General features: G+C 58.8%; 20 protein-coding genes. 3 read left to right on the forward strand and 17 right to left on the reverse strand.

Annotated elements, in window-relative coordinates; all coding sequences use genetic code 11:
- Positions 1-6: 6 nt before the first annotated feature.
- The 11 genes from P3M64_RS04315 to miaA form a co-directional block, all read right to left on the reverse strand.
- Positions 7-2,304: an alpha/beta fold hydrolase gene (locus tag P3M64_RS04315; protein ID WP_132939805.1), complete on the reverse strand. Its 2,298-nt coding sequence runs from the start codon at positions 2,302-2,304 to the stop codon at positions 7-9.
- A gap of 138 nt (positions 2,305-2,442) precedes the next feature.
- Positions 2,443-3,591: a rod shape-determining protein RodA gene (gene rodA, locus P3M64_RS04320; RefSeq protein WP_132939804.1), complete on the reverse strand. Its 1,149-nt coding sequence runs from the start codon at positions 3,589-3,591 to the stop codon at positions 2,443-2,445.
- Positions 3,592-3,595: 4 nt separating this feature from the next.
- Positions 3,596-5,482 (reverse strand): penicillin-binding protein 2, encoded by a 1,887-nt coding sequence (gene mrdA / locus P3M64_RS04325; protein ID WP_132939803.1) that lies wholly within the window; start codon positions 5,480-5,482, stop codon positions 3,596-3,598.
- 18 nt (positions 5,483-5,500) lie between these two features.
- On the reverse strand, positions 5,501-6,016 hold the full coding sequence (mreD, locus tag P3M64_RS04330) for a rod shape-determining protein MreD (protein ID WP_165886386.1): 516 nt from the start codon (positions 6,014-6,016) through the stop codon (positions 5,501-5,503).
- Between the two features lie 10 nt (positions 6,017-6,026).
- On the reverse strand, positions 6,027-6,914 hold the full coding sequence (gene mreC, locus P3M64_RS04335) for a rod shape-determining protein MreC (protein WP_243644818.1): 888 nt from the start codon (positions 6,912-6,914) through the stop codon (positions 6,027-6,029).
- 346 nt (positions 6,915-7,260) lie between these two features.
- Entirely contained in the window at positions 7,261-8,301 is a 1,041-nt protein-coding gene (locus P3M64_RS04340; protein ID WP_132939801.1) for a rod shape-determining protein, read from the reverse strand.
- A gap of 153 nt (positions 8,302-8,454) precedes the next feature.
- Positions 8,455-10,044, reverse strand: a complete 1,590-nt coding sequence (locus P3M64_RS04345) for a 2-isopropylmalate synthase (protein WP_207893199.1) — start codon at positions 10,042-10,044, stop codon at positions 8,455-8,457.
- A gap of 491 nt (positions 10,045-10,535) precedes the next feature.
- The gene (ilvC, locus tag P3M64_RS04350; protein WP_132939800.1) at positions 10,536-11,555 is read right to left on the reverse strand and encodes a ketol-acid reductoisomerase; all 1,020 of its coding nucleotides are present in this window, start codon (positions 11,553-11,555) and stop codon (positions 10,536-10,538) included.
- A 49-nt stretch (positions 11,556-11,604) separates the two neighbouring features.
- Positions 11,605-12,132, reverse strand: a complete 528-nt coding sequence (gene ilvN / locus P3M64_RS04355) for an acetolactate synthase small subunit (protein ID WP_165886385.1) — start codon at positions 12,130-12,132, stop codon at positions 11,605-11,607.
- A gap of 109 nt (positions 12,133-12,241) precedes the next feature.
- Positions 12,242-14,008 carry an acetolactate synthase 3 large subunit gene (locus tag P3M64_RS04360; RefSeq protein WP_132939798.1) on the reverse strand — a complete coding sequence of 589 codons (1,767 nt, stop codon included), beginning with the start codon at positions 14,006-14,008 and terminating at the stop codon, positions 12,242-12,244.
- Between the two features lie 269 nt (positions 14,009-14,277).
- On the reverse strand, positions 14,278-15,258 hold the full coding sequence (gene miaA / locus P3M64_RS04365) for a tRNA (adenosine(37)-N6)-dimethylallyltransferase MiaA (RefSeq protein WP_132939797.1): 981 nt from the start codon (positions 15,256-15,258) through the stop codon (positions 14,278-14,280).
- Positions 15,259-15,313: 55 nt separating this feature from the next.
- On the opposite strand from miaA, the gene serB reads away from it, so the two are divergent.
- Positions 15,314-16,225, forward strand: a complete 912-nt coding sequence (serB, locus tag P3M64_RS04370; RefSeq protein ID WP_132939796.1) for a phosphoserine phosphatase SerB — start codon at positions 15,314-15,316, stop codon at positions 16,223-16,225.
- 401 nt (positions 16,226-16,626) lie between these two features.
- Positions 16,627-18,036 (forward strand): diguanylate cyclase domain-containing protein, encoded by a 1,410-nt coding sequence (locus P3M64_RS04375; protein ID WP_407702168.1) that lies wholly within the window; start codon positions 16,627-16,629, stop codon positions 18,034-18,036.
- 146 nt (positions 18,037-18,182) lie between these two features.
- Here P3M64_RS04375 and P3M64_RS04380 read toward each other — a convergent pair whose 3' ends face one another.
- The 4 genes from P3M64_RS04380 to hflK all read right to left on the reverse strand — a co-directional run bounded on the left by P3M64_RS04380 (position 18,183) and on the right by hflK (position 22,121).
- A complete protein-coding gene (locus P3M64_RS04380; RefSeq protein WP_165886383.1) occupies positions 18,183-19,703 on the reverse strand; it encodes a DegQ family serine endoprotease in 1,521 nt (506 codons plus the stop codon).
- A 131-nt stretch (positions 19,704-19,834) separates the two neighbouring features.
- Positions 19,835-20,020, reverse strand: a complete 186-nt coding sequence (locus P3M64_RS04385; RefSeq protein WP_132939794.1) for a DUF2065 domain-containing protein — start codon at positions 20,018-20,020, stop codon at positions 19,835-19,837.
- 80 nt (positions 20,021-20,100) lie between these two features.
- Positions 20,101-21,006, reverse strand: coding sequence for a protease modulator HflC (gene hflC, locus P3M64_RS04390; protein WP_132939793.1), 906 nt, complete (start codon positions 21,004-21,006; stop codon positions 20,101-20,103).
- Positions 21,003-22,121: an FtsH protease activity modulator HflK gene (hflK, locus tag P3M64_RS04395; RefSeq protein WP_132939792.1), complete on the reverse strand. Its 1,119-nt coding sequence runs from the start codon at positions 22,119-22,121 to the stop codon at positions 21,003-21,005. Before hflK ends, hflC begins: the two co-directional genes overlap by 4 nt.
- 206 nt (positions 22,122-22,327) lie before the next feature.
- On the opposite strand from hflK, the gene apbC reads away from it, so the two are divergent.
- Positions 22,328-23,437 carry an iron-sulfur cluster carrier protein ApbC gene (gene apbC / locus P3M64_RS04400; protein ID WP_132939791.1) on the forward strand — a complete coding sequence of 370 codons (1,110 nt, stop codon included), beginning with the start codon at positions 22,328-22,330 and terminating at the stop codon, positions 23,435-23,437.
- Positions 23,438-23,561: 124 nt separating this feature from the next.
- On the opposite strand, the gene P3M64_RS04405 is transcribed toward apbC, so the two are convergent.
- Together P3M64_RS04405 and thyX are read right to left on the reverse strand one after the other, a co-directional pair.
- Complete coding sequence (locus P3M64_RS04405; protein ID WP_132939790.1) at positions 23,562-24,266, reverse strand: hypothetical protein; 705 nt, start codon at positions 24,264-24,266, stop codon at positions 23,562-23,564.
- Between the two features lie 99 nt (positions 24,267-24,365).
- The gene (gene thyX / locus P3M64_RS04410) at positions 24,366-25,298 is read right to left on the reverse strand and encodes an FAD-dependent thymidylate synthase (protein WP_132939789.1); all 933 of its coding nucleotides are present in this window, start codon (positions 25,296-25,298) and stop codon (positions 24,366-24,368) included.
- Between the last annotated feature and the right edge of the window lie 174 nt (positions 25,299-25,472).

The raw sequence follows: 25,472 nt of genomic DNA on the forward strand, positions 1-25,472 counted from the left end.
CTGAAATTACGATGTCCCACTGTCGTCGGCCTCCCAGGGTAGCCCCTTCAAAAAATTCGCGACCCGATCCTGAGCGCCCGCGATATCTTCCAATAATATGGCATGACGGGTGGAGGGAACGTAAACAAGCGTCTTTTGCGAGCTGCCTAGCCGATCGTGAATGAGCGTCGCGCTTTCGGGATCGACGACCGGGTCGCGATCTCCTTGCACAATCAGCGCCGGGCACCGTACCGTGGGTAAAACATGCCGGGTTTCCTCCACCAATTGACGCAATTCGTAAACGCCACGCGTCGGGATGTTTTTGTAATTTATCTCGGGATGTTCACTCGCGTTTTCATGAAAGGGCATGACGCCATCGAAAGACGGCAACCATTCGGTCAGGGTATTCAGACGGTGCACCAGAGGCACGAACGCCATGCGCCGGTCCAAGAAGCGCATCGGCGCGCTGACCACGGCGACGCCCACCAGGGAACGCGGCGCCTCGCTGGCCAGACGTAACGCCAAAACCCCACCGCCGGAAAATCCGACCACGGCGATTTTTTCGCAAAACGCACCCAATATGGCGCAGCCCCGGCGCACCGATTGGAGCCACTCGCGCCAGCTTCGGTGCTGCAAATCCCAAGGTGACGTGCCGTGTCCCGCCAGCCGCACCCCGATCACGGGATGCCCCTTTTGCACCAATTTTTCACCGAAGGCGCGCATTTCCGCGGGCGAGGCAAGGAAACCATGAACCAGAACGACGCCGACCGCCGTGATCTCTTTTGGGATCAGCAGAAAAGGCTCCCCTGAAAGTGTCGCGGTTTCCTTGGCGTTAATCTCGTGGTGGCGTTCCCCCCGATAGTGCGCGTGGTTCCACTGGTGCGCGCGCAATTCGTCGTCGAATTGGTCGGACGCCAATTCTTCATCTAGCACCCGTCCCGCCCTTTCGAGGGCGTCGTTCAGGGTCGCGCGGACGGCGGCGATGGGGGCGACCTCGTTGGCGTAGACCATGATCGGATTGTCAATCCTGATCCGATCGAACGTGCTGTCCGCACTTAAGCTATCCAAAAAACGATACTTGCTTGGCGTCCGTCCGATTAGGCCGGCCTGTTTGGTGGTCCTGAGAAACTGTTCCAGGGCGTCGCACTGTCCGTCGAGCAAACCACGATAGCTTTCGGGCGCGAGCAGGCTGCGGTGCAGGCCCACGCCTTCGGCGTTTTGCAGGTTTTTGATGGCCAGATAGAGCGCCTTGTGAAATTCTTCCTTACCGATTTCCCGTCGCCCGGCGGCGACCAGATCTACAATCAGGCGTGAGGCGAGGTGGCTGAAATTCACCGTCGTCACCGAATACATCCCGGCCATGTAGGCGTCGCGGATGCGCATCGTTTCGTCCTGTATACAACGGTTCATCATTTTTTCCGCCCAACCGACCGCCCCGTCGCGCATGGCGAACAGTTCCTCCAAGGAATCGATACGCTCAAACACGGATTTCAACAGGACGCGTTCCCACCAGCGCCATTTTTTAGCGGCCATCACCGGTGGCGCAAAGCGGATGTCCATGTCGGTGTCTTTCAGCAGAATATTGCCCTCGATCAGCAACTCTTCGGAAAAACGCCCCGACATGTCTTTCATCAACAATTCCATGCCCCGATGGAGAATATTCTCCGTCACCCTTAGAGGGTAAAACGTGATGTTGGCGGGCACGATCATCGTCGGCTCGCGGGCGCGTTCGAGAAGCTGATCGACGCTCTCCAAGCCCAAGGCGTCCACCCACCTGTGAAGGCGCTCTTCCTCCGCGTGTGCGTGGACGCTGAGAATGCGATTCTTGAAGGTATCGAGAGTCAAGGCGATCACCGCCGCCCCCCGGTGGTGCTTGCGCCGTTCTTGGGCGACCGGCGAATAAACATTGTAGGCCCCCCTTTTATCGAGGACGCGGCGGTCTTTGATCATGCCCCCCTCGGGGAACACGACGATCTTGCGCCCGCGCAAGATTTCGGCGGCCAAAAACGGCATCAAACCGGCGGTTGTGTTGGGAACCCCCCCGACGCCACGCAGGAATTTCGCGAACATCTCGCTGCCCTCAAAGAGGGTGTGATCGGCGACCGAACGGCAATACCGCCCACTGTGCTTATAGACGAGATACGGTGGAATGACCGTTTCGAAACGGGCGAAATGATTGAACAGAAAAATTTGCCCCTGAGCAAGAAGTTCGGGGGACGAATGCAGTTTTATTTTCAGGCCGAGGTGCCGTTCCAGGCGTGAAAAGGCGCCGACACACCATTCGTAAACACTGGTATTGATCCTGTAGGCTTCGAGATCGACCATCGTGCACACCTGTAGTTTACCGCTTATCAAGACGTAAGCACGTCCCGCCCCTTTTACGCTCAGATATTCTCCTTGGATGAGACATCGCCATGCGCAAACACCCAAGAATTCGGGGTAGGTGGCGGCTTCGTGCGCCGCTTAAAAATCTTCTGTGCTACCGCGCCGCCCGATGGTCACGTCACGATGGACGTGCACGCCCAGCAGCAAGCCGAAACCAATCAACAACGTCAGCATGGCCGTCCCGCCGTAGCTGATCAGCGGCAGCGGCACGCCGACCACCGGAATGAGACCCATGACCATGGCGATATTGATGAAGACATAGAGAAAAAACGTGGTGCTGACCCCCATCGCCACCATCCGGCCGAAGTGGCTGCGCGCGCCCAGCGCTATGGCAAAGCCATAGATGACGATCAAAGTGTACAACGCCAGAAGCGTAAGCCCGCCGATCATTCCGAATTCTTCGGCCAGCATGGTGAAAATAAAGTCGGTTTGTTTTTCCGGTAAGAAGTTGAGGTGACTTTGACTGCCCATCAAAAATCCCTTGCCAAAGACCCCCCCCGAACCGAAGGCAATCTTGGATTGGATGATATGGTATCCGGCGCCCAGGGGATCGTTTTCCGGGTTAAGGAAGGTCAGTACCCGCTGTTTTTGATATTCGTGCAGAAAATGCCAGCCGACAGGAGCGGAAATCAAGGCGATCAGGGCGACCACGGCGAACATCCACATGCGCACCCCGGCGACGAAAAAAATGGCGGCGCTGGCCAACAACAGCATTACCGTGGTGCCCAGGTCGGGTTGACGCAAAATCAACGCCGCCGGCCCAAGCACGATCATGATCGGAGGCAGTAAAAATAAGGGTTGGCGAATTTCGTCCACCGAGGCGCCGTGAAAATAACGCGCTAACGTCAAGACCATCGCGATCTTCATCAACTCGGACGGCTGCAGGTTGAACGCCCCGAGGTTGATCCAGCGCTGCGCCCCCATGCCGACGTACCCCGCGACATCGACCGCAATCAGCAAAAACAGGGCGATGCTGTAAATCACATAGGCATAGCGCATCCAAATACGAATATCGATCAGCGCGACGCCAATCATCAATACGAAGCCGACGGCGAACCGCAGCATCTGGCGCGACGCCCACGGATTGAAACTTCCGCCGCCCGCCGAATATAGCATAACAAAGCCAATGCTCGCGGTTAGCACCAAAAGCAGAACGAAAAACCAGTGGATATGCAGAAGCTTTTGCCCGACGGTCATCTGCGATTGGGTAAAACGGCTGGAATGCATAGCGTTACCCCTTGGACTCGGCGCGATGATAATTCCTCGCGTCTTGTTCAATGACCGCCGGGCGCGCGGACTTGCGTTTTTGCGCCTCCAACAGCACGTCACGGGCGATGGGCGCGGCGGTCGATGACCCGCCGCCACCGTGTTCGACGACCACCGACACCGCATAACGGGGCGCATGGACCGGCGCATAGGCGACAAAAAGCGCGTGATCGCGCGCCAGCCAAGCCAAATCCTTGTTCTTGCGCACCCCCTGTTCGCGTTCGAGTTTGGTGATTCTACGCACCTGAACGGTGCCGGATTTTCCCGCCATCTCCATTCCCGCGATATCAATCCGCGAGCGATGCGCCGTTCCATGAGGGGAACTGACCACGGCCGTCATCCCGTCAAGGACCACTTTCAGATGGTCGGGATCGAGTCCGACCGAGGGGAAATCGCCACTTTTACGCGGCGTCACCTTTTCCGGGGTCACGATATCGTGCGCCAGATGCGGAGTCACCGCGATCCCGCCATTGGCCAAACGCGCCGTCATCACCGCCAATTGCAGGGGGGTCGTCAGAACATAACCCTGCCCGATTCCCGCGATCAAGGTTTCCCCCGTTTGCCACGGCGTGCCCATGGCGCCCATTTTCCATTTGCGGGTCGGCATCAGGCCTGTGTTCTCTCCAGGCAGGTCGATCCCCAACTTGGCGCCCATCCCCAATCGATTGGCCATCGCCGAGATGGCGTCGATACCCAGCCTACGCGCCACTTCGTAAAAATAAACGTCACACGATTGAGTGATCGCCTTTCTCATATCCACCCGACCGTGTCCGGACCTTTTCCAGCAATGAAAAACGGCGTTGCCCAGGGTCAATGAGCCCGAACAAAACAGCTCGTTGGTCGAGGAAATCACCCCCTTTTCCAAAGCCGCCAACGCCACCACCATCTTGAAGGTCGATCCCGGAGAATATTGCCCGGCGATCGCCTTATTGGTCAGTGGCGCCATCGGGTTGGAAACCAAGTCCTGCCATTCCTGGTTGGACAATCCGCGATTGAACGCGTTGGGGTCGAAACTGGGTGTCGAAGACATCGCCAGGACGCCTCCGGTATGAATGTCCAACACCACGCACGCCGCGCTCTGTCCGGCCAATCGTTTGTTGACCATGCGCTGGAGTTCGATATCAATGGTCAATTGCAGATCGACGCCGGGCTGACCTTCCTGGCGCGATAATTCGCGGATTACTCGACCGAGAGCATTGACCTCGACCTGGGAGCTGCCCCCCGTACCCCGCAGCGCCAAATCGTAAACCTTCTCGACGCCTGCCTTGCCGATGCGAAATCCCGGCAATTCCATCAACGGGTCGGAGTTGATATCCTTTTCGCTGACGCTGGAAACATAACCGATAACATGGGCGACTTCTCGCCCGTCGATATATTTCCGGCTTTGCCCTTCGTCGATCATGACGCCGGGAAGATCCGGCGTGTTGACCTCTATGCGCGAGACCTCGTTCCAATCCAAATTATCGCGTACCGTAACCGGAACGAACGCCCGTTTACGACGAATTTCACGCAAAATCCGTCGTTTATCGCTGGGGCTGATGGCCACGATTTGGCCCAGACGCTCCAACGTCATCTCGACGCTCGGTGTTTGCTCGGGCACGAGAACGGAACGGTAGTTCTGGCGATTAACCGCCAGAGGCCGACCAAAGCGATCGACGATGGGGCCTCGGGGTGGAAGCAGAAGGCGAAGGTTAATCCGGTTCTCATCGGCCAGAGTGGCGTAACGGGCGGCTTCGACCACCTGCAAATAATACATGCGTCCGACCAACCCGGACAGCAGCAACACCTTTCCCCCCGCCAGCAGGGCGACGCGTCGGTTGAACAGTTTCAGTCGCTCGGAATCTCTGTGCATGACCACGTCCCCGCTCACCTACACCATTGCCAGAACGGACCGTTGCCAACGCAGTAAAAGCCACGCGACGAGAGGGAAAAAACCCACCGTCAGGAGGTACTGGAAGACCATCGGCCAAACACCGATCAACGATGTGTAATACAGAGACATCACCACCCAAAACATAAGCTGCGTGCCCGCCGCCACCAAGGCGAAGCCTAACCAGTGAATGGCGAACGATTTCCCCGTGAAAAAGACCTGCTGACTGAGCACCATGATATGAACCATCAAAAACACCAGGACGCTCACGCCCATCGGAAGGCCGACGAGGGCGTCCTGCAACACACCCAGGGCGAAGACGGCATACACCGGCAACAATTGAGGGCGATAAATCGTCCAGTGGTAGATCGCCATGATCGGCAGCACCGGCGCAACCTCCGGCAACCCGGGGATGCGCACGGGAATAACGTTCAAGATCACCGTCAAAACGGCAAGCGCAAAGGGCGTAAGACGGCGCAGCATGGCGTCCATGCGCTGAAATAAAGTCGATCTCATTTTTTTTGGCTCATCGCTTTTGGCCGCTTTTCGGCGCCAGGGTGGACGACGAGACATCCAAAACACCCCGCAGGCCATAATCGACGACCCGCACGTACTCCAGGCGGTAGCGATCGACAAAGGGCTGAACCACGATCGACTGCTCATCGACCGCCGCCACCAACCCCACGGGAAGACCGGGAGGGAAAGCCCCCCCGCTTCCCGAGGTGACGATGCGATCGCCGGGCGATACCGTCCCCCCCGGGGGAAGATGAATAAGGGTGGGACGGCTGGTATTGTCGCCGGCCAGGATCGCGCGCGTACGCGACGCGGATATGAGCACCGGAATTCGAGAGTTCAAGTCGGTCAGCAAAAGGATCCGGGACGACCGCCTGCCGACATCAACGATGCGCCCCACCAAGCCGTCGCCGTTGACCACCGCCAGTCCTTTGCGCACGCCGTCGCGCCGTCCGGCGTTGACAAGCAAGCTGTTGGCGAACGCCCCGCCGGTATCGGCGACCACCCGCGCGGCGATATACGTGGCCGCGCCCTCGGGCACGTAATGCAGCAGAGCTTTGAGACTGCGGTTTTCCGCTTCGACGGCGCGGGCGACCTCTTGCCACTGCAACAAGCGGGCGCGCTCTTCGCGAAGGCGCGCATTCTCGGCGCGCACCGACATCAACTCGCGCAGCTGATTGCTCCAATGATTGACGTTGGCGATCGGCCGCGACACGACATCCAGGACCGGCGAGAAGGCGTCGGAAATCAAGACGCGCATGCGATCAACCACATTGACGTCGGCCTTGGCCATGAAAATCAGGGCGATGGCGACCACGACCAGCAGCGCCGAAGCAACATTATGCTGCGCCCCTCGCGCGGAGGGGGAAATACCGTGTCCGAATCGTGGGCGAGATTTCAAGGCACCCCCTGTCCGCTGCGCGCGAACCGTTCAAAGGTGTTACGATACATATCCGTCGTAACGATAGTCACGATCGGTTGACACCACGTTAACATACGATGGCAAAACAGAAAAAGTACGGCGCCCGGCTTTTTTCAGGCCCCGAATTTTTTCGGGCCAGGCCATAACAAAACCATGCTGTCCATTATGGCTTTTTATCGTGGCCGTTTTAAGGCGTCGTTCACTTCCCCATGCGAATTCTTCCCCCCCACGCGGCCCCTTCGCCGGTGCGATCCATTTGAGAAATCGCCTCCCCGCGCAAGGCGCGCCGGCACGCGCCCCCGAAAATCCCCGCGCCGAGATCGGATCAGTACATCGTCGATAGGACGTGTTTCAGACGGTGCATTTCTTCCAGAGCACGCCCCGTACCCATGACCACGCACGATAACGGATCGTCCCCGATGGACACGGGAAGTCCCGTGGCATGGCGCAAAACATGATCGAGGTTGCTGAGCAAACCGCCGCCGCCCGTCAGCACGATCCCTTTATCGACAATATCGGCCGCCAATTCGGGCGCGGTGTGTTCCAGCGCCACCTTCACCGCCTCGATGATCGCGCCCACCGGTTCCGCCAGGCTTTCGGCGATCTGCCGTTCGGTAATGGCGATTTCCTTGGGCACGCCGTTCATCAGATCGCGGCCCTTGATTTCCATGGTGCGTCCGTCGCCTTCCTCGGGCGGGCAGGCCGAACCGATGGTTTCCTTGATCCGCGCCGCCGACCCTTCGCCGATCAGCAGATTATGATTGCGCCGGATATAGGCGATGATCGCCTCGTCCATTTTGTCGCCGCCGACACGCACCGATTTGGCGTAAACGATGCCGCCCAACGACAGCACCGCGACCTCGGTCGTGCCGCCGCCGATATCGACCACCATCGAGCCCGTCGGTTCGGTCACCGGCAGCCCGGCGCCGATCGCCGCCGCCATCGGCTCTTCGATCAGCCACACCTTGCGCGCCCCCGCGCTTTCCGCCGAATCCTGAATGGCCCGGCGCTCCACCGCAGTGGATCCCGACGGTACGCAAACCACGACTTGGGGGCTGGCGAAGCTACGTCGCTTGTGGACCTTGCGTATAAAATACTTAATCATTTCCTCGGCGACTTCGAAATCGGCGATAACGCCGTCGCGCAACGGTCTGATCGCCTGAATGTTTCCAGGGGTGCGCCCCAGCATCATCTTGGCTTCCTCGCCGACGGCAAGAACTTGCTTCTTACCCTTGATTTCCGTAATGGCGACAACGGAGGGCTCGTTCAGGACAATCCCCTTACCCTTGACATAAACCAGCGTATTCGCCGTACCTAGGTCAATCGCCATATCGGCAGATAAAAAGCCGAACAATCTGGAAAACATCGAACCTCACACCTTGTTGGGAGACGCCATTCAAAGACGCCGCGGGGTCATGCGTCAAGGACCATTCATTAAATTCGGGTCCACTCATTGGACAATGAGCGCCGGGGGTGGAACCCCGGCGCTCACAATATACTCAAATCCCGTTCATCAAAGCTAGGCGGAAAGCGCCGACGGGGCAGTTTTTTCCCGTTTCACCAATAACTTGTTGAGCGCATTGATATAAGCCTTAACCGAAGAGACCATGGTGTCGGTATCCGCCGCCTGGCCAATGACGGTGCGCCCGTCCTCTTCGAGACGAACGGTGACCTCGGCCTGGGCGTCGGTACCCTGGGTCACGGCGTGGACCTGATACAACTGCAGGCGCGCCCGGTGGGGGAACAACGCCTTGACGGCGTTGAACGCGGCATCGACCGGCCCGTCGCCCGTCGCGGTGTGACTTTTTTTCACTTCGTCGATGCTCAATTCCAATGTCGCCTCGGGTGGGTTGTGTTTGGTCCCGCACAAGATTTCCAGCGAGACTAATTTCAAGTAATCGTTGGCGCGCATGACCTCGTCATCGACCAGGGCGACAATATCGTCGTCGAAAACGTCTTTCTTCTTGTCCGCCAGGTCCTTGAAGCGGCGAAAGGCGTCCTCGACGGCGTTATCGCCGAATTCATAACCCAGGTCCTTCAGTTTTTCCTTGAAGGCGTGACGTCCCGAATGCTTACCCAAAACCAGTTTCGACTGATTCAGACCCACCGATTCGGGCGACATGATTTCGTAGGTTCCCGCGTGTTTGAGCATGCCGTCTTGGTGAATACCCGATTCGTGAGCGAAGGCATTGGCCCCGACGATCGCCTTGTTGGGCTGCACCACAAAGCCGGTCACCGCCGAGACCAGGCGCGACACCTTGGTGATCTGCTCGGTCTTGATCTCGGTCGTGAACGGCAACCTGTCGTGGCGGGTCTTCAGCGCCATTACGGTTTCTTCGAGCGCCGCGTTGCCCGCCCGCTCGCCCAGGCCGTTGATGGTGCATTCGACCTGGCGCGCCCCCGCGTTGACGGCGGCCAACGAATTGGCGACCGCGACCCCCAAATCGTTATGGCAATGCACCGAAATGATCGCCTTGTCGATGTTCGGCACGCGGTTTATCAGCATCGCGATCAAGGCGGCGAATTCGTCGGGCATGGCGTAGCCCACGGTGTCGGGTATGTTGACGGTTCCCGCCCCGGCACGAATGGCGGCCTCGACGCAACGGCAAAGGAAATCGTGCTCGGTGCGCGAGCCGTCCTCGGCCGACCATTCGACATCGTCGCACAGATTGCGCGCCTGGCTCACGCTTTCGACGACTTTTTCAAGCACCCGCTCCGGGGCCATCTGCAACTTGTACTTCATGTGCAGCGGGCTCGTGGAGATGAAGGTATGGATACGCTTCCTCGCGGTCGGGGCCAACGCCTCGGCGCAGCGTTCGATATCGCCCTTGGCGGCGCGCGCCAGACCGCAGACCGTGGAATTTTTAACGACTTTGGCGATTTCATGGACGGATTCGAAATCGCCGATCGAGGCGATCGGAAACCCGGCTTCGATAACATCGACGCCGAGTTCTTCCAGGGCCAGGGCGATGCGCAGTTTTTCATCCAGGTTCATCGACGCGCCGGGCGATTGCTCGCCGTCGCGCAAGGTGGTGTCGAAAATGACGACCCGCCGGGGGTCGGCGGCGGACACACCATCCGCAGCGGATGGGGACGATTGTTCGGTCATGGAACTATCCTTGTCTTCTTAGGCTACGCTTTCTTGTTCTCGTGAAAGCGTATCATCGTTACTCAAAGCGTATGAACGGAGCTACTCATCCCCTGAATACCCGGCGCAAAATGCGTCACAGGCGATACTCAGGGGCGCCTAAGTCGAAGGAGGCCACCAAGCAGGGGCGTGGCGGAAAAACCGGCGACGGGACGGCTTCCCTCCAGGGGGACATTGAGCGCGCGCGTCGGCGCCGCCGAGGAAAATTCCCCGCCCGCCGCCATCGCAACCTGCATCCACCTATAGCTCACCGTTATCGCACTCGCTTCTCTGGGGTGTTCGCGCCCCCATAAAAGGGAAAAGGCGCAAACCTTAGCCGTGCGCCAGGATATAGCATTCTCGGGCGCTGACAACTTTTTTTCACGCCGCCGACGGCGTATATCGCCCGTTTAAAAGGGCGGAACCGAAATGTTCCGCCCTTTTCGAAAAATCCACGGCGCTGGGACGCGGGCTTAGTTTTTCTCTTTGTCAACCAGCTTGTTGGCCGAAATCCACGGCATCATGGCGCGCAGACGCTCACCCACTTCTTCGATCTGGTGTTCGGCGTTGCGCCGCCGGGTCGCCTTGAAGCTGGGCTGACCGGCCTTGCATTCGAGCATCCAATCCCGGGTGAAGCGACCCGACTGGATATCATCAAGGACACGCTTCATTTCCGCCTTGGTGTCCGAGGTAACAATCCGAGGGCCGGTGGCGTAATCGCCGTATTCCGCCGTGTTGGAGATCGAATAGCGCATGTTCGCCATGCCGCCTTCATAGATCAGATCGACGATCAGTTTGACCTCGTGCAGGCACTCGAAATAGGCCATTTCCGGCGCGTAGCCCGCCTCGACCAGGGTTTCGAAGCCGTTGCGAATCAGTTCGGTCAGGCCGCCGCAGAGCACGACCTGCTCGCCGAACAGATCGGTCTCGCATTCTTCCTTGAAGGTCGTCTCGATAATTCCCGAACGCCCACCGCCGATCGCCGAGGCATAGGACAACGCGATTTCCAGGGCGTTGCCGGTGGCGTTCCGTTCCACCGCGACCAGGCAAGGAACGCCGCCGCCGCGCTGATATTCGCTGCGCACGGTGTGACCCGGCCCCTTGGGGGCGATCATGAAGACGTCGAGGTCGGCGCGCGGTTCGATCAAGTTGAAATGCACGTTCAGGCCGTGGGCGAAAACCAGCGCCGCGCCTTCCTTCATGTTGTCTTTCAGGTCGTCCGCATAAAGGTCGCCCTGCAGTTCGTCGGGCACCAGGATCATCACCACGTCGGCCCAGGCGGCGGCGGCGGCGGGGGTCATCACGCTCAGCCCCTCGCCTTCGGCCTTGGCGCGCGAGGAAGAACCGTCGCGAAGGGCGACGCAGATGTCCTTCACGCCGCTGTCGCGCAGGTTCAGGGCATGGGCGTGGCCTTGGCTGCCATAGCCGACGATGGCGACCTTTTTCGCCTTGATCAAATTGAGGTCGGCGTCGCGATCATAATAAACACGCATGAATTTGTTTCCTTTAAGAGTGCTTGGTAACGCTGTTTGAAGAAGGCAATCAAGTGGAGATTTTGCCGTCGCCGGGCCCCCGAGCGATGGCGACGACGCCGGTCCGCGATACATCGATCAGACCCAGCGGCTTCATCAGTTCGATAAAGGCGTCGAGTTTTCCGGTATCGCCGACAATTTCGAAGACAAACGATTCGTTGGTGCTGTCCAGCGCACGGGCGCGAAAAATATCGGCGATGCGCAGAGACTCGACGCGCTTATCCCCGCTTGAACGCACCTTGACCAGGGCCAACTCCCGCTCCACCGAGGGACCGTCCAAGGTCAGATCGGAAACCTGGTGGACCGGAACGAGACGCCCCAGTTGCGCCTTGATTTGCTCGATAATCATCGCCGTGCCCGAGGTGACCACCGTAATCCGCGAGAAATTATCGTCCTCGCTGACCTCGGCGACGGTCAGGCTTTCGATATTATAGCCACGCCCGGAAAATAGGCCAATGACACGGGCGAGCACGCCCGGCTCGTTGTCCACCAGGATGGAGATGGTATGACTTCTGATCGTTTGGTCTATCGGCGTCACTATCTGTATCTCGCTTTATTATCACGCACCGGATGCAAGGGCGGTCGATGCGGACGGAATGTCAAGGGTCACGGACGGTTTTAAGGGTGGCTTGAACGCGGCGCGGGGCCTACACCAGGACCATGCCTTCTTCGGAAATGGGCTTGGCCGACGTATCGTCGGGACCGAAAAGCATTTCATTGTGGGCCGCCCCCGAGGGGATCATCGGAAAACAGTTTTCCTTTTCATCGACGCAAATATCGGCGATCACTGGCCCCTCCGTGGCCAACATCTCGGCGATGGCGCCATCAAGGTCGGCCATTTTTTCGGCGCGCACGCCGTGGGCGCCGAACGCCTCGGCCAATTTAACGAAGTCGGGCAGGCTTTCCATATAGCTTTCCGAATAGCGCCCGCCATGGAGCAGTTCCTGCCACTGGCGCACCATGCCCATGTACTGGTTGTTGAGAATGAAAATTTTGACCGGCAGACGATACTGCACCAGCGTCGCCATTTCCTGGATATTCATTTGGATCGACGCCTCGCCCGCGATATCGACAACCAGCGCCTTGGGATGGGCGACCTGGACGCCGAGCGCCGCGGGCAAGCCGTAGCCCATGGTGCCCAACCCGCCGGAGGTCATCCACCGGTTCGGCCTGTCGAATTTGAAATACTGCGCCGCCCACATTTGGTGTTGGCCGACCTCGGTGCTGACGTAGACTTCCTTGCTCTGCTTGCGGGTAAGTTCGTATAGACGCTGGATCGCGTATTGCGGTTTGATGATGGTGTCATCCAGATTGTAGCGCAGGCACTGGCGATCGCGCCATTTATCGATTTGCTTCCACCAGGACTTCAACGCCTTTTCGTTCATCGCCGCCTGACTCGTCTTCCAGATTTTGAGAAAATCTTCCAAAACGTGCCCGACGTCGCCCACGATCGGCAGATCCACCGCGATACTCTTGTTGATCGAACTGGGGTCGATGTCGATATGGATTTTACGCGAGCCGGGCGAAAAGGCATCCAACCGACCGGTGACGCGATCGTCGAAACGCGCCCCGATGCACACCATGACGTCGCAGTCGTGCATCGCCATGTTGGCTTCATAGGTGCCGTGCATCCCAAGCATCCCCAGGGACAACGGATCGTCTCCCGGAAAAATACCCAGTCCCATCAAGGTGGTGGTGATCGGAACCCCGGTTAAGCGCACCAAATTGGTCAAAATAGTGCTCGCCCCCGGACCCGAATTAACGACGCCGCCGCCGGCGTAAACGATCGGGCGCTTCGCCGAAGACAGCATTTTCACCGCTTCTTTGATGGCGGAGATATCGCCCTTAACCGTGGGGCGGTAACTTTTGTGCTTGATCTTACCGGGCGCCAGATAATCCCCAAGCCCCATCGCCACATCCTTGGGCAGGTCGATCAATACCGGGCCGGGCCGACCGGAGCGCGCGACATAAAAGGCCTCGTGCACCACCCGCGCCAGGTCATTGGCGTCCTTGACCAGATAATTGTGCTTGGTGCACGGGCGGGTGATCCCGGTGGTGTCGGCCTCCTGAAAAGCGTCGTTGCCGATCAGATGGGTCGGCACCTGGCCGGAAATGCAAACCAGGGGAATGCTGTCCATCATCGCGTCGAGCAGACCGGTGACCGCGTTGGTCGCGCCGGGACCGGAGGTCACCAGCACGACGCCGACCTTGCCGGTGGAGCGGGCGTAACCTTCCGCCGCGTGGACGGAGCCGCCTTCCTGGCGCGAAAGGATGTGACGAATGCGATTTTGCTGAAAAATGACGTCGTAAATCGGCAGCACGGCCCCTCCGGGATAACCGAAAATGGTATCCACGCCCTGATCCGCCAAGGCTTGGATCAAGATTTGGGCGCCGGTGAGCTGCTTATGTGACATCGTTCTGGCCTCTTTGCCCGAAGGCGGTTAACGCCCCCCACCCAATGCGGAGCGGCGCGTGTGAATGGTCTAAAGACGTCCCCACACGCGCCGACCTCAGTCGACTCAAACCGTCACGCGGGGCGGGGAGCGCCCTCAAATTTCGTGAAGTCGCCTTTGCGTCGCACCCCCATCCCGAGGGCGACGCGAAGAAACACCTTATAACGCAACAGGGCCGCCCTCAAGGGGCGGTCCCGAACCGCGAATAAAGGAAACCTAGTCCCTCAATTTTATCGGGTCAACAAAAACTGGCGAATAAATGAAAAGATTTCCGGCTTTAGGCTTTCTGAATATTGCGTGTCTATGCGCTTCGCCCGCGATACTTGTCGTCGCAGCCAAGTCAATTGTCGTTTCGCGTACCGCCGGGAAAGCGTTTTCGCCGCGCTCACGGCATCCTCCAAACGAAGTGTACCCTCCAGATAAGCCTTGATTTGTTCGACCCCGACCGCGTTCATCACCGCCGCGCCGGGCGGATACCCCAAAGCCAGCAGGGCGCGCACCTCGTCCACCGCGCCCCCCGTCATCATGGCGTCGAACCGCCGCTCGATGGACGGATACAAAACGCTCCGCTCGGGCGTCAGCGCAAGGATGTGGAATTGCATATTTTCCAACGTCGCCGCGCGCCGCCGGGGCGCGGCGCGCCAGGCCGAAAACGTCCGCCCGGTCTGGTGGTAGATCTCCCAGGCGCGGATTAGGCGCTGGGTGTCCCCGGGGGGGATCCGCCGGGCGGCCTCGGGATCGAAAGCGGCGACTTCCTCGTGGAATGCCGCCGCCCCGAGGGCTTCGCGCCGCCGCGCCGCCCGCGCGCGCATTTCGTCCGGAATATCGGGCATCGGCGACAACCCCTCGATCAGGGCCTGAAGGTACATCCCCGTCCCGCCGACGACGATGGGCAGGCGCCCCTCATCCTGGGCGGCGCCGATTTCCCGCTGCGCCATGTCCAGCCAACGCCCAGCGGAACATCCCGCATTCCCAGGCAGAACGCCATACAAACGATGAGGGGCGCACGCTTCCTCTTCGGCGCTGGGACGCGCCGTTAAAATGCGCAATTCTTTGTAGACCTGAAGGCTGTCGGCGTTTATGACGGTTCCATTGAAGGCTGTCGCCACATCAAGAGCCAACGACGACTTGCCGCTCGCGGTCGGCCCTATGACCGCCAGCACGGCCCGTTCGGCGGCGCCCGAGGCGCCCGATGTCGGCGGTTTCGTCATGGTGTCGTGTCGCCTTGTCGTCTTGTCGCCTTGATCAATTGGATAGAACGTCGCCATGGACTCCGTACTTACCCTAATTGCCCCTCCTCAAGCCAGCATTCTCGACGCCGCCACAGCGGCCCGCGCCCGCGCCGCGATGGACGTCCTGGGGGCGGAAACCGGGCAAGCCGTGTGGTTAAGCGCGAACGAGGCCTGCGACATTGCCTTTAGTGGCCTGGCCGTCGAGCAAGCGGAAGCCGCCGTGCGCGAAACCCTGAACGAAATTCCGAACACGCCGGGGATCGACATTATCAGCCAATCGCTGGACGGACGACGCAAAAAGCTCCTGATCGCGGACATGGATTCAACCATCGTCACCGGCGAAACTCTGGACGAACTGGCCGCCTTCGCCGGTTTGAAGGAGCGTATCTCAGCGATTACAAAGCGCGCGATGAACGGCGAAATCGGCTTCGCCGAGGCCCTTTTCGAGCGTGTCGGAATGTTGAGCGGGCTGGAAGAAAAGTGCCTTGAGGAAACCTTGAAGGCGATGGCCGTCAGTCCCGGCGCCCAAGCGCTGGTGCGTACGATGCGCGCCCACGGCGCATACACCGCCTTGATCTCGGGCGGGTTCACCTACTTCACCGAACGGATCAGCGCCACCGTCGGTTTTCACGAACATCTCGGCAATCACCTTGAGATCGCCGGGGGAAAACTCACCGGACGGGTCATCGAACCTATCGTCGATAAGGAAACGAAACTAAAAACCCTCCTCGCGCTGGCCGGAAAAAAACGCATCCCCACCATCGAGACCCTCAGCGTCGGCGATGGGGCCAACGACCTGCCAATGCTGCTGTCGGCCGGCCTGGGCGTCGCCTACCATGCAAAACCCGCCGTCGCCGCCGGTGCGCGCCATCGCATCGACCATGGCGACCTGACGGCCCTGCTGTTCGCTCAAGGCTATGCCCGAGACGAATTTACAATCACCTAAAATTAAAGAGGCCACCTAAAATTAAAGGGGCGACCTCCTCCGGCTTCGGGATTTAAGGCGCGGGCGCGGGACTCGGCGGCGCATCCGCCATCCGGCATGGCGTTTTTTTGTGGATTTTTCCCCATGCCGTTCCAACATATACGGGAACGTGTTTTGCTCCCTACGAGAATCTATAACCAATTGTTATGGCTAAATTTTTATATCTTGCGGCACACCGGTACAAATATAAAAACCTCTTGAGGAAGACCATTGAACAGCGTGACACGACAGGAACGTCCGCTCCCGGCATGGACTCCGCCCGTCCGCCCGACCCTCGCGTTCTCGGGGCGTGGGGGCGTGCTTGACGACACTGTCGGCGTCTTGTCTTCTTTCCACTTTGTCAGCGTACGACAGCCATGAAAATGCCGCGACACATCCCGTCAACATCTTACAATTCGGACGCCACCGAAGATCGGCGCGTCGTGGGTCCGCGATTTTCCTGTTTCGTGAACCACCCCAATCTGTTCCAAATTTTTTCGGACATGGTCTGCGTATGCCAAAACGGGACCATCGAATACCTTAACGAGGCGGGTGTTAACATATTGGGAGCGAAAGCGGTGGAAGAGCTTATCGGCCGCCACCTCGCAGATTTCATCCCCGACCATGACGCGGCGCATACGGACGTTTTTTGCGCCGCCTTAGCCGAAAAAAACACCTCTACCTCCTTTGTCTTGCGCACCCTGGACGACACGGATATCCGGGTCAACATACGTGTGCACCACGCCCGTGAAATACACCCCGAAGCCTTCGTACTCATCGCGGAGAACGTCAACGATCGCCTTTCCTTGTCCGAAGCGGCGCGCCGTAGCGAGGAACGCTACAGCCATCTCGTCGCCAACGCCCTGGACCTGATTTGCGTCAGCGAAGCCAATCGTATTACGTACATAAACACCGCCGGCCTTAAGATGCTGGGCGCAACGGATGAGACGCAAATCATTGGCCGCCCCGTTAGCGCGTTCACGCAGCGCGATTATCGGGAGATCATCGAATCTTCCCTTCGAGATTTGGCGCGGGAAAACACCCTTTTGCCGGTTCGCCTAAAGCGGATTGACGGAAAAATGATCGATGCCGACGTCGGTTTTTTTTCCTTGGATGGCGGGGATGCCGAGCAGGTCATGATCGAAGCCCGCGATATTACCGCGCACAACCGCGCCGTCGCCGCCCTAAGGTCGTCGATCGATACCCTGGAACACCGCGTCGAGGAACGCACCCGTGCGTTGCGCGATGAAATCGCCGAACGTCGCCGTACCGAGGAGCGTTACCGCCAACTCGCCACCCATGACATGCTGACGAACCTACCCAACCGCACGCTTTTACCGGAAAAAGTGGACGACGCGTTGAAGCAGGCCAAACGAAACCGCTTAGGAGTCGCGGTTTTGTTCGTCGATCTCGATGGATTTAAGGCGATCAACGACACCTATGGTCACGATGCCGGAGACCAAGTTTTGGTCGAAGTCGCGCACCGCCTGCGCGGTTGCCTCAGAGAGACCGACACCGCCGCGCGCATGGGGGGCGATGAGTTCGTCGTCGTCCTAGATCAACTCGAAAGCCCCGACAACGCCGTCAAGGTCGCCCAGAAAATTCTGGCGTCGCTGTCCGCGCCGTTCGACTTGGACACGAACAAGGGTGCGATCGGCGCCAGTATCGGCATCGCCTTGTATCCCGAGCACGGTCGCAATTACGACGCCTTATTGACCTCCGCCGACAACGCCATGTACGGCGTAAAGGGGTCGGGGAAAAACGGCTATTCCTTCCCGAACACTTCCCGCTGAACCCTCCTCCCCCCTTCCGCCGAACGCGTGGAGCGCCCGCGGCCAATAAAAAGGGAGCCCCTTGGCGAGGCTCCCTTTCTCTTGTCCGGCCCCGGATACCCGCCTTGAATATCAAGACGGGTCCGAGCGATGCGTGGAATGGACGGTTACTTGCCGATACGCACGGCGGCGAACCGCATCCCGGATTGACCTTCTAGCCATAAAATTACCGATTTGCGTCCGTCTTTTCGCGCCTTGGCGATCAGATCGCTCACTTCGGCTGGCGTGCTGACCTTGCGCTGACTGACTTCGACGATCACATCGCCCTCGCGGATGCCTTTTTCCACCGCGGGCCCGTTTTCATCGACCCCCGTCACCACCACGCCCTGGGTATTGTCCGCAAGGTCATAGTGTTTGATCAGTTCGGGGGTAAGCTTCGACAACGTCAAGCCGAGACCGGCGACCTTCTTTTCCGACACCGCAGCCGGCGGTGGCGTCTTCGAGCCTTTTTCGGCGGCCGCCTCCGTCTTGTCGTCCAGCTTGCCGAGCGTCACCCACAAATCCTTGTAGGCTCCGTCACGCCAAACCCTGACGTCAACCCGCTTGCCGATATCGGTGATGGCGACGATCCTGGGGAGCTTGCGCATCGCCGGCACGTCCTTGCCGTCGAAGGTGACGATGACGTCGCCGGGTTTCAGGCCGGCCTTTTCGGCGGGTCCGTTTTTGATCACGCTGGAAACCAGAGCGCCCTTGGCGTCCTTGAGGCCCAGCGTGTCGGCGATTTCCGGCGTCACGTCCTGAATGCGCACGCCCAACCAACCCCGGCGCACTTCGCCGTGAGCGATAAGCTGTTTGATCACCGGTTCCGCGGACATGCTGGGGATCGCAAAGCCGATCCCGACACTGCCGCCCGAGGGCGAATAGATCGCCGTGTTGATGCCGATGACTTGACCCTCCATGTTGAACATCGGGCCGCCGGAATTACCCCGGTTGATCGAGGCGTCGGTCTGGATGAAGTTGTCATAGGGACCGGATCGGATATCCCGGCCACGAGCCGATATGATACCCGCCGTCACCGTGCCGCCGAGACCGAACGGATTGCCGATCGCCACCACCCAGTCGCCGACCTGCGCCGCGTCGGAATTGCCGAAAGGCACGGACGCCAGCTTGCGCTTGGTATGAATTTTAAGAACCGCGATATCCGACTTCGTATCCCGCCCGACCAGCGTCGCCTTGAGACGCGTGTTGTCCTGCAAGATAACGTGAATGGAGTCGGCGTGCTGAATGACGTGGTTATTGGTCACCACATAGGCGTCGCCGTCAGCCTTGTCTTGGATGATAAATCCCGAACCCAACGAGGTCGCCTTGCGCTTATGCATCTGGTTCGGCTGGCCGCCCCGATCCATGAAATCCTTGAAAAACTGCTCGAACGGCGATCCCGGAGGGAATTGCGGCATCGCCGGGCCGTCTCGAGTTTCGATGGTCTGCGTCGAGGAAATATTCACCACCGCCGGAAGCAGTTTGTGCACCAGAGGCGCGAACGATTCCGGCGCACCCTTGGCGTGTGCCGAGGCGGCGAACATCAAAGCGAGAACGAATGCCGTCACCAGCACGGACAGGGACAACCTGCGTCCCGGAGCGTGCATCGCGGCCCGTGCCGTAGTGTAGCTTTCATGTGTGTTCATCATGATCTTTCTTCATTTGCCTGAAATTGCCTACGCCGCGGGGGCGCTTGATCGTTACGATGGCCAATCAATTTGTTATAAGTGTGGCGAATTCCGGGCGCGATTGGGAAAATTAGCCCACGCGCCGCCATTTTCTACCCCCTGACGAACCATACGATCAACACGCCGATCCCCGCCATCGCAAGACCGACGAGACGCATCTTACCCTCGGGCATCTCCAAAATGGATACAATCATGCGTTTCATATGCGCCGGGAAAAGCGCATACAAAACCCCTTCGATCACCACCGCCAGACCCAAGGCGGCCAGAAAATCGCTCATCCGGCGCGGCCCCTTTCAAAACTCTCGGGACCGAGGAGGCGGCGAGCCCGGGGGGGCCGCCGCCGAGAATGGTCGCCTTGTCATTTGGCGGCCTTGATATCCCCGGTCAGATTTTTGAGAAACGTCAACAGGTCGCTGTTGGGCGACAACACAAGATTCGTTTTGCCGTCGGTCAGCGTCGTGCGCGCCGCTCTCAAGGACCGGTAGAGTTCGAAAAACTTCAAATCATGACCATAGGCTGCGCCCAAAATGGTCGTGCGCTTGCCGTCACCTTCACCGCGCAGAATCTGCGCTTTCAAATTGGCGTCGGCGATGATGATGTTTTTCTGCAAATCGGCGCTGGCCATAATGGTGTTTTTCGCCTCATCGCCTTCCGCGCGCAACTTATTGGCTTCGCGAAGCCGTTCGGTGCGCATACGTTCGTAAACGTTTTTGGAAATATCCTCGGGCAGATCGGTCCGTCCGATACGCACATCGACGACCTCGACGCCGAAGCTCTTGCCGGCCTTGACGACCAATTCGTCGATTTGCCTCATGATGCTGTCGCGTTGCCGCGACAAAAGGTCGGGCAACGAAAACAGCCCGAGGACGTTACGCACCGACGAATTCAAGATGCCGCCGAACTTATCGCGGAAGTTGGTCTCGCTACGCACGGTTTTCAAAAACAGCAGCGGATCGGTAATGCGATAACGGGCATACGAATCCACATTGATCCGTTTCTGGTCGGCTAAGATCACTTCCTCGGGCTGCGGATCGAGGTCCAATATCCGTTTATCGTATACCAGCACATCCTGAAAGAAAGGCAACTTGAAATAGAGCCCCGGCGTGCGCACGACGGCGAGATCCTTGGAAAACAGCCGGACCGGCTCGCCGAATTGGCGCACCACGACCTGATCGCGTTGATCGACCGTGAACAGCGCCGAACTCAACGTTATCCCGATTATCACAACAATCACGCCCAAAACGGCAAATACTGTCTTGTTCATTTGCTGGACCCTCCCCGGTTTTTTTGAATTTCACTCAAGGGAAGGTAGGGAACGACGTTGGTTCCGCCTTTGCCTTGGTCGATGATCGTTTTCGGGGTGTTGCGAAGGACCGCTTCCATGCCTTCGATATACAAGCGACGAACGGTGACGTCTTTCGCTTTTTTATAGGCGTCATAAACGGAGGTAAAGCGCTTGGCCTCACCTTCGGCCTCCTTGACGACGCGTTGGCGATACGCCTCCGCCGCCTTGATCACCTGTTGCGCCTCACCGCGCGCCGTCGGCACCACCTTGTTCATATAGGCCTGGGCTTCGTTCTGTTTACGCACCTTATCCTGGCGCGCACGTTGAACTTCGTTAAAGGCGTCGATCACGGCGCTGGGCGGGTCCACCTTCAACAACTGCACGCGGGCGATGCTGATCCCCGCGCCGTAGCTGTCGAGAATTTTTTGGATCAAGGCGTGGGCCTTGGCCTCGATCTGGCCGCGTCCGCCGGTCAGCGCCGATTCCAGATCGGTCTGTCCGATCACTTCGCGCATCGCGCTTTCGGTCGCCGCCTTGACCGTTTTGTCGGGATTGCGGATATTGAAAACGTAGGCCTGCGGGTCCTTGACGCTCCATTGTACGGTGAAGTTGAGGTCGATAATGTTCTGATCGCCGGTCAGCATCAGACTTTCGGCGGGGATGTCCCGACCCGTCCCGGAAACGCGGCTCACGTCGCCGGTGCTGCGATAACCGACATCGACGCGGCGAATGCTTTGCACATCGACCTTAAGAACCGTGCCGATCGGTGTCGGGAAAAACCAGTGCAACCCAGGGTCCGACGTCTTGGTGTATTTTCCGAACAGCAACACCACGGCCTCATGACCGGCCTCGACCCGGTACACCCCGCTGCCCATCCACAGCGCAAAAATGGCCAACACGGCCAAGACAACGCCCCTGAACGAGCCGAATCCCCCCGGCAGCATCTGCTTGAAGCGATCCTGCGAACGCTTCAGCATTTCCTCGATGTCGGGTGGTTGCTGACCCCCGCCTTGCGAACCGCCGCCCCAGGGGCCTTGTCCGCCGCCGCCGCCGCCGCCGCCCCAGGGGCCGCCGCCTTGAGGTTTCCATGCCATTGATCACATTTCCCTTCACTTTGGACCGCATCATTCCCATGATCGAAATATTGATGCGGGATTTATATTTTGCATTTCTAATGGATACGCTTATATCACCGTCTGCTTGCCTTATAAGGCAGCTTAGCGCACCACGCAACGTTTGCCCCGCCGGGAACGCCAACGGGGTCACAGGGATATCAGCTTACAGCGCGGAGATTTCAAGTATGAGTCAAGTTACAGAAGAAACCATCCTGGAGGCGCTCGGCGCCGTCAAGGATGGCGATCAGAGCATCGTCGAGAAGGGCATGGTCCAGGGCATTCAAACCCAGGACGGTCATGTCATCTTCGCCATCGTCGTCGATCCCAAGGTCGGCGCAAGCGCCGAGCCGCTGCGCAAGGCGGCGGAACAAACCGTCCAGGCCCTCGACGGCGTCCTCTCCACCACCGTGGTGCTGACAGCGGAAAAAGACACCCGCAACGAAGCCGGCGGCCCCACCCCTCAGGCGGCCCAGCCCGACCCTAACGCCCCCCTGATGCCCGACGTCAAGGCGATCATCGCGGTGGCTTCCGGCAAGGGCGGCGTGGGTAAATCGACCACGGCGGTCAATCTCGCCCTCGCCCTGGCCGCGCAGGGGCGCAGCGTCGGCATTCTCGACGCCGACATTTACGGCCCGTCAATGCCTCGTATGCTGGGACTTTCCGGCGAACCGACTTCGTCGGACGGCGTACGCCTGGACCCGATGCTCGCCCACGGCGTCAAATGTATGTCGATGGGACTTTTGGTCGATGAGGACACGCCCATCATCTGGCGTGGACCGATGGCTCAATCGGCATTGCAGCAAATGATGCGTGACATCAATTGGGGCGCGCTCGACGTCCTCGTCGTGGATATGCCGCCGGGCACCGGCGACGTCCAACTGACCATGGCGCAACAAGTACCGCTGACCGGCGCGGTCATCGTTTCGACCCCGCAAGACATCGCCTTGCTCGATGCGCGCAAGGGCATGAACATGTTCCGCAAGGTCGATGTTCCGGTGTTCGGCATCGTCGAAAACATGAGCTATTTCGCCTGCCCGCATTGCGGCGAACGCACCGATATCTTCAGCCATGGCGGCGCGCGCAAGGAGGCGGAGACCGTCGGCATGGATTTCTTGGGCGAAATTCCACTCGATATTATCATTCGTGAAACTTCCGACGGCGGTCATCCCATCGTGGATTCGCAACCGGATAGCGCCCATGCCCAAGCCTATAAACAGATCGCCGAGACGATCTGGAATAAAATTTGCGCCCAACTGGAAAAAAAGCAGGTCTCGATGCCGAAAATTATTCAGTAGGCGTCTTGAACACATTGCGCCGCCCGCGGGCGGCGTGTGAAAAAACGGGGCGGACATCCTTTGGTCCGCCCCGTTTTTTTATCAACATTATTTTTTCGCCGCCGCCTCGGGCTTGGAGCTTTTCCTAATCGAACAAGGCGTCGATGTCGGACTGACTGACGCCCGCCCCTTCCAATTGAGGCCCCTGGAGGAGCTTCTTATCCTGATCGGATTCCGCTTCGGGAAGCACCAAGCCTTCGAATTCTTCCTCGCCCCAAATATTGATCATGGTGTGGATGCGATCTTCCAGGTAATTGATGGTCTTGACCACCTTGTTGGTGCGCTGGCCGGTAATATCCTGGAAATTGCAATTTTCGAAGACCTGGATCGTCAGCCCGCTGATTTCATCCAGGATTTGAATGGCCCCGACGTCGCCGATACGATCTTTCAGCTTTTGCACCCGCTCGTCGATATCCTCCGCCGCCGAGAGAATATTGTTGGTCGCCTCCTCGGTGGCCTTGACGATGGCGTCCAATTCCATCGCCGCCGTCACCAACCGATCGTCGCCCTCGCCGGGTTTGCGCATCGAGGCGATTTCGAGCTTGGTTTTATCAATACTTTCGCGCATTTCGTGGAGTTGGCCACGCAACACGCCCATTTCCGGCAAGTCGGCGGCGGTTACCGGGGCCGCCGCTTTTTCAACCGACTTTTTCAACCCCTCGATGGCCGCGAGAATTTGCGAGGTATCCACGCCGGGGTCGGGTTTATGGTGAATAACTTCATCCGCTCCGCGTTTCTTGAGCAGGGTTTTTTCTGCGGAAAATAATTTGCGCTGGCTTTTCGTCGGCATCCGTTCGCTCCACAACCGGAGAGGGTGATACACCCCCGCTATCAAGGTCAATCACGCTCTTTAACGTGCGCACAGATGTTTACTTAGGGACGCCTGCCCTCAACGTCCAAGACTTTCCATTAATTCGCGCCATTCTCTTGGCGACATCCCCGCGCTTTGCGCGGTCACCTCATCACCGTTGAGCAAGGCGCGGATGACATCCATACCCTTCGCCGAAACATGCACCCCGCCCATCCGATAATTGACGAAGGCATCATGGGTGATCGGCGTCCACCGTTTTAGCGTTTCCATCATGGCTTCGGCGTAAACCCGAATTTCGTACTGAGCGTGGCCGTCGGCGCGCAGGCTGAGGAAATGTAGAAGATTGTGCAGATCGATCTTCCAGTACCATTGGGTATAGGTATTGAGCGTCAGGTTCATCCGCGCCAGTTCACGGGCCAACCCTTGGCGATTGTCATCCAGCGCCGCGCCGTCGTCGCCTTCGTTCAGCATCTCGGCGTAGTGCTCGTAACACCGCGCGGCGTCGTCGCGCAAAAGATCGAGGACGCGCTGAGCTTCTTCGCCTTGAAGAACGTCGCCGCGACCCTGGCGATTGCTACGCGATTGCGCCGCCAATTGATCGGGCGCGGGAATGTAAAATTCCTTATCCATGATCGAATAGCGCGCCGAATATTCGTTGACGTTGGCGGTACGGTGGCGAATCCATTGCCGAGCGACGAAAATCGGCATCTTGATGTGGTATTTGATTTCGCACATCTCGAAGGGCGTCGTGTGGCGGTGGCGCATCAGATAGTTGATCAGTCCGGCGTCGTTCTGGGTTTTTTTCGTGCCCTTACCGTATGAAACGCGCGCCGCCTGAACGATCGCGCCGTCATCGCCCATATAGTCGATGACCCGCACAAAACCGTGATCGAGAACGGGAACGGGTTCGTACAGCACCTCCTCCAGCGCCGGGGAGCAGACCCGACGTGTCGGGGTATTTTGCTTGCGCAGGGCGTCGATTTCGCCCCTTTGTTCTGGCGTCAGGTCCATCGTGTGTCCTTATGGTGTATGCGTGATGGCGTATGCGTGATCTCGCGGGATCGGAAAATGCGCCGACGGCGCTTATCCCGTTCGCCGCACTTTACCCTTTCGCGTCCCATCGTCCAAGCCCAACGCCGCCTCGAAAAGAAAAGTCCTCACAAAAGAGAAGATAAAAGCGGAAAC

Source organism: Varunaivibrio sulfuroxidans (assembly GCF_029318635.1).
GTDB lineage: Bacteria > Pseudomonadota > Alphaproteobacteria > Rhodospirillales > Magnetovibrionaceae > Varunaivibrio > Varunaivibrio sulfuroxidans.

Excerpts from the sequence above, each read along its gene's own strand:
- P3M64_RS04345 (WP_207893199.1), bottom strand. The coding sequence starts at position 10,044 with ATGACCGAACAATCGTCCCCATCCGCTGCGGATGGTGTGTCCGCCGCC.
- rodA (WP_132939804.1), bottom strand. The coding sequence starts at position 3,591 with ATGCATTCCAGCCGTTTTACCCAATCGCAGATGACCGTCGGGCAAAAG.
- P3M64_RS04405 (WP_132939790.1), bottom strand. The coding sequence starts at position 24,266 with ATGCCGACGAAAAGCCAGCGCAAATTATTTTCCGCAGAAAAAACCCTG.
- P3M64_RS04340 (WP_132939801.1), bottom strand. The coding sequence starts at position 8,301 with ATGTTTTCCAGATTGTTCGGCTTTTTATCTGCCGATATGGCGATTGAC.
- P3M64_RS04380 (WP_165886383.1), bottom strand. The coding sequence starts at position 19,703 with ATGATGAACACACATGAAAGCTACACTACGGCACGGGCCGCGATGCAC.
- mreD (WP_165886386.1), bottom strand. The coding sequence starts at position 6,016 with ATGAGATCGACTTTATTTCAGCGCATGGACGCCATGCTGCGCCGTCTT.
- hflC (WP_132939793.1), bottom strand. The coding sequence starts at position 21,006 with ATGAACAAGACAGTATTTGCCGTTTTGGGCGTGATTGTTGTGATAATC.
- hflK (WP_132939792.1), bottom strand. The coding sequence starts at position 22,121 with ATGGCATGGAAACCTCAAGGCGGCGGCCCCTGGGGCGGCGGCGGCGGC.
- mrdA (WP_132939803.1), bottom strand. The coding sequence starts at position 5,482 with ATGCACAGAGATTCCGAGCGACTGAAACTGTTCAACCGACGCGTCGCC.
- serB (WP_132939796.1), top strand. The coding sequence starts at position 15,314 with ATGGACTCCGTACTTACCCTAATTGCCCCTCCTCAAGCCAGCATTCTC.
- thyX (WP_132939789.1), bottom strand. The coding sequence starts at position 25,298 with ATGGACCTGACGCCAGAACAAAGGGGCGAAATCGACGCCCTGCGCAAG.
- miaA (WP_132939797.1), bottom strand. The coding sequence starts at position 15,258 with ATGACGAAACCGCCGACATCGGGCGCCTCGGGCGCCGCCGAACGGGCC.
- P3M64_RS04385 (WP_132939794.1), bottom strand. The coding sequence starts at position 20,020 with ATGAGCGATTTTCTGGCCGCCTTGGGTCTGGCGGTGGTGATCGAAGGG.
- P3M64_RS04315 (WP_132939805.1), bottom strand. The coding sequence starts at position 2,304 with ATGGTCGATCTCGAAGCCTACAGGATCAATACCAGTGTTTACGAATGG.
- P3M64_RS04360 (WP_132939798.1), bottom strand. The coding sequence starts at position 14,008 with ATGTCACATAAGCAGCTCACCGGCGCCCAAATCTTGATCCAAGCCTTG.
- apbC (WP_132939791.1), top strand. The coding sequence starts at position 22,328 with ATGAGTCAAGTTACAGAAGAAACCATCCTGGAGGCGCTCGGCGCCGTC.
- P3M64_RS04375 (WP_407702168.1), top strand. The coding sequence starts at position 16,627 with ATGCCGCGACACATCCCGTCAACATCTTACAATTCGGACGCCACCGAA.
- ilvC (WP_132939800.1), bottom strand. The coding sequence starts at position 11,555 with ATGCGTGTTTATTATGATCGCGACGCCGACCTCAATTTGATCAAGGCG.